This window comes from Nostoc sp. (assembly GCF_036917515.1).
GTDB lineage: Bacteria > Cyanobacteriota > Cyanobacteriia > Cyanobacteriales > Nostocaceae > Nostoc.
The window spans coordinates 29,840-33,957 of sequence record NZ_JBALDE010000262.1 but is presented as its reverse complement, the minus strand read 5'-3'; the positions used below and the strand labels follow the sequence as shown (position 1 = coordinate 33,957).

Annotated in this window: 2 protein-coding genes and 2 pseudogenes; 1 reads left to right on the top strand and 3 read right to left on the bottom strand. The window is 40.2% G+C overall.

The features are described from left to right. Window positions 1-178: 178 nt before the first annotated feature. The gene (locus tag V7K89_RS33550) at window positions 179-1,039 is read right to left on the bottom strand and encodes a hypothetical protein (protein ID WP_335195121.1); all 861 of its coding nucleotides are present in this window, start codon (window positions 1,037-1,039) and stop codon (window positions 179-181) included. A 109-nt stretch (window positions 1,040-1,148) separates the two neighbouring features. Then, the gene (locus V7K89_RS33545) at window positions 1,149-1,454 is read right to left on the bottom strand and encodes a hypothetical protein (RefSeq protein ID WP_335195119.1); all 306 of its coding nucleotides are present in this window, start codon (window positions 1,452-1,454) and stop codon (window positions 1,149-1,151) included. A gap of 225 nt (window positions 1,455-1,679) precedes the next feature. On the opposite strand from V7K89_RS33545, the pseudogene V7K89_RS33540 reads away from it, so the two are divergent. Beyond that, window positions 1,680-2,945: pseudogene (locus V7K89_RS33540) on the top strand (IS701 family transposase). A gap of 182 nt (window positions 2,946-3,127) precedes the next feature. Here V7K89_RS33540 and V7K89_RS33535 read toward each other — a convergent pair. Then, window positions 3,128-3,274 (bottom strand): annotated as a pseudogene (locus V7K89_RS33535) (IS982 family transposase); the annotation flags it as partial. Window positions 3,275-4,118 lie beyond the last annotated feature (844 nt).

Here is a 4,118-nt window from a genome sequence, read left to right as displayed (position 1 = left end):
AGCTGAGAACATCGGAAGCTGGGTGCGGTGAAAATCGCACGCCCAGATTTAACTGAGAGGTGCGGGGAATAATATCCCCCATCGACTCAAACCATTGATTTAATGGGGATTGGTGAATAAGCTAGTAGTTGATGAGCGATCGCTACCTGTAGAGCAATCGCTCTCGTCTGTACAAGAATTACGCTGGTACTAACTCCCGACTTTCTGTAACTGGTTCATACTCGCGTAACCGTTGCCAATCTTCGGCAGTCAGCATCTCAAACGGTCGGTCTAGCAGTTCTTCGTAGTCAGCCGCCTTTGCATCGGGCATCGTGTCCACCATCGACAGCCACCACACGGCATCCATAGCCGAGTCACAGGGCATTTGTTGACATTCCCCAGCACGTATCACCCACCAGCTACCTTCTGTGCATCCCACTTTACCCAATTTGCAATTACTGGTATAAATTCCATCGTCGAGTAGGGCAAAGCCGTACTTCTCGCACTCATTGAAAATCTGCGCCATGATTTCGTTACTAGTGGCGGAGGAGGACAAGGGGCAGGGTGCGGGGTGCAGAGGGGAAAGATTCTCTCCCCTGCTCCCTGCCCCCTGCTCAAGAGCTTCTTCCAGCGTTCCGTCTTGGTGATGCCAACTGATGTAGCGGTAGCATCTCATCCAAGTGTTTGCGCGGAATTTCTCTGTGCCGTTGACCATTACTACCCAAGGTTGCGTTAGGTCATCGTCGTGGGTGATTGCTGCAACCAGTTCAAAACCTGCGTATAATTCGTGATCCTCAAAGCTGATTTCTACTGTTGTCAGTGGTACGTTCGCTATAGCTTGGGCTTGGGTGGCGATGTGGTGGTCGAGTTCGGCTTGGGCTGTGGTTTGTTCTTTAAGCTTCTGAACTTGGGCGGACTGGTGGGTGATGATTGCGTTTATCCAGGTGTCAGCCGCTCTTTTGTCCCCGGTGGGTGTTATGCCGAGTTCGACAGCGATTCTTTTGAGCCGGGGGAGATTATAACGGGAAAGTGCTTGCTGTGTGTAGTTTGGATAGGTCATAATAGAAACTCCTGTAATAGGGCCAAAGGGTGATCGCAGAGCCTACGAAACTTGAGCGGTCGCCTTTTGTTTTGTATGTTTCTATTTTACCGTTGTCAACGGAAATAAGTCAAGCAACAACAGTAATTATTTTGGCAGTATCGAAAAAATCAGTGATATCAGCATTCAGTGCTTCGCACAAAACGTTAACAACCTCCACTGAAACAGTGATTGTTCCACTTTTGAGACGGGTAGCGTAATAGTCAGGCTGTTCTAATTGCTGAATATATTGATGTGCAACCTTTTGCCCAAGGTCAGTAGTTTTTTGCTCAAGCTGACGACGTGGGATATTTCCGCGTAATTCTGTTAACTTTTTGGCTTGTTTATTACCCCATTTGAATGTCGCAATATGTTCAATATCTATCATCGTAGTCATTTTTTTACCGTTGTCACTTGCCAGCATAACATTTTAGGTTTATTGTTGTAAGCAGTAATAAAGTACCCTACAGAAAGGTGGCATGACCGTTCATGTCGTCAACTTTGTATTACTATCAACAACCAAGGACAGCGCTCGCCTTTTGTTAGCGGGACTTAAACAAAAGTTAAGAGTGAAAAAGAGTATAATACTATTTCAGCATAGGTTTCACGTTGAAAAAAGCTCATGAAAGAAACCACCCCCGCAGCCATGCCGCCGTGCTTTGAAAGATGGTGTCAACGGTTTGATGATGTGTTTACTCATAAGGCTCAAAAAAGAGAGTTTAGACACTATGTAGGCGGATTATTGGGTGAAAGTGAGAGAAAAAACTTATTCCAACTCGCAGAGAACGCCGTAGGGGTAACTTACCACCGATTACACCACTTTTTAACCGAAGCACCTTGGTCAAGTTCCCAGGTCAATGAGCGTCGGATAGAGATTATGAACAAGTGTAGCCAGACAAGAATCACTAGAGGCTTTAGCTTAATAATTGATGATTCCGGACATAGAAAAAGCGGTAATTTTACGGATGGAGTAGGAAGACAGTATATCGGAGAAATTGGGAAAACGGATAATGGAATAGTAGTGGTGACAACGCATCTATATGATGGAAGAAAAAGCTTACCATTAGATATAGAGTTATATCAGCACGCTGATTCTTTAGCGGAGGGGAAACAAGACCCTCTATTTGAGAAGAAACCGGAAATAGCAATTAAATTAATAGATCTGACTTTAAGTCGTGGGTATCAGCCAGGAATAGTGATTGTAGATGCTGGATATGGTAACAACACATCCTTCTTATTAAAGTTAGAGAATCGTCAACTAAGGTATTTAGGAGGATTAGCTAAAAATCGCAAAGTTATTCTTAATCAGCAAGATAATCCTCAACAAACGATTAGACTAGATGAATTAGCGCAATCCCTACCCCAAGAGGATTTGACAGAAATTAAACTGGAGTTAGATAAACCAAAAACATTATGGGTAGCAACTAAAGAAGTAGAGATATCAGGTTTAAGTGGAAAGCGAAATATTGCTATCGTCATGAACGCTGCGACTTTCTCACAAGCAACTGATATCGACTATTTCATTACCAATGTTTCTTCGTCAATTGTCACACCAAAATGGATAGTTGACACTTATGGACATAGAAATTGAGTAGAAGTATTTTATCGGGAAGCCAAAGGGTGGTTAGGACTAAAAGAATATCAAGTCCGAGATAAAACAAGTCTACTACGCCATTTTATTTTGGTTTTATGTGCCTATAGTTTTATTCTTTGGCATCAGTTGACTGGTGGGTTACGACGAAGGTGGGCTAACAAACCTTTGAACACATTTACTGAAGCAATAGATGCTTTTAGAACAGCTATGTCTTTCCGTTTTTTTGATTGGTTCACCCTTAATCTTGACCTGTTCGCTTCTTATAAAGCCAGTTTGGGCTATATTTGGGCTTGATTTTTGTTTAAGTCCCGTTAGGGGAATTTGCTTTAAGTTATGAAACCAGCAACTAAGGATGCGATTGCATCTGTTGAGAAAACGGGATTAGGGCAGATGAATAACAACCCTAGAAAAGACTCCTTTGAATCGCAGATATCCCCCAGTAACAACCCTAGTAAAATAACGTGAGTTCGATGGAATTAAAAAACGGCAGGAGGTAGTGCAGGCAAATCTTTTGGGTAAATATCAATCGACGGTTTTTTGGGCAAATAGGTGTAAGCAGCCAAACCAGCAATCAAATTCACCAAAAAGTTAAAGACACTGCGATGTCGGGAATGTTCTATTTGACAATTTTTCCTTTTATGACAGTCTCAGCCTTTTTTGTTCCTAAATCAACCCGTCGAACTCACGTTAATCAGATTCCAATTGACCACACCCTTAAACAAAGGGTCGAGATACTTGTAGCTGACATCTTCACTTGGGCGCACAAAAGCATGATCCTTGCACCTCTCACTACCTGCATGATTCTCTAGTTAGTTACAGATAGTTTACAGTTAATAATTATTCTTTATTAATTGTTTCAAATATTTTCATTATTTGCTTAACTGTCTTAACTGTCCACTTAAAATATCCACTTAGGTGTCTTAACTTTCTTAACTGTCTTAACTGTCCACTTAAAATATCCTAACTACTATTAGATTTCATGGACAAGATTAATTAACTGTCTTAACTGCTATTGCATTTTGTTGCTCAAATTGAGATGATTCCGTATAGTTATAAAAAATAAGGAATATATAAAAGTTGTAGTTTTAAATACAAAAATATACCCAACTACTATTGGTAACCTTTAAAACAACTAAAAAATGAACTTAGATCGGAAAAATTATGTTCCTAAGAGATTGAGGCTACAAAACGGTTTAAATTGTTAAAACAGGCTGTAATATAAATTTTGATGAACTAGTTTTTACAGTTAATCGTAATCATATAAACATTTATATTGCTCTTAGTGATATTTTATATTAATAGGAAAAGTAGCTATTATTCAGGATAAAGTGTTGTAATGTCCCAATCATAACAGTACTAAAGCAAAGAACACATTTCTGAAGTAAATATATTTTGGGATTGCAAAGACTCTTTTTACACACTACTTGCGTTATTACAAACAAAATAGTCGTATTTTAAGGAATTATA

What these genes read in the sequence shown, in the direction of transcription:
- V7K89_RS33550 (WP_335195121.1), bottom strand. Translation starts at nt 1,039, where the DNA reads ATGACCTATCCAAACTACACACAGCAAGCACTTTCCCGTTATAATCTC.
- V7K89_RS33545 (WP_335195119.1), bottom strand. Translation starts at nt 1,454, where the DNA reads ATGACTACGATGATAGATATTGAACATATTGCGACATTCAAATGGGGT.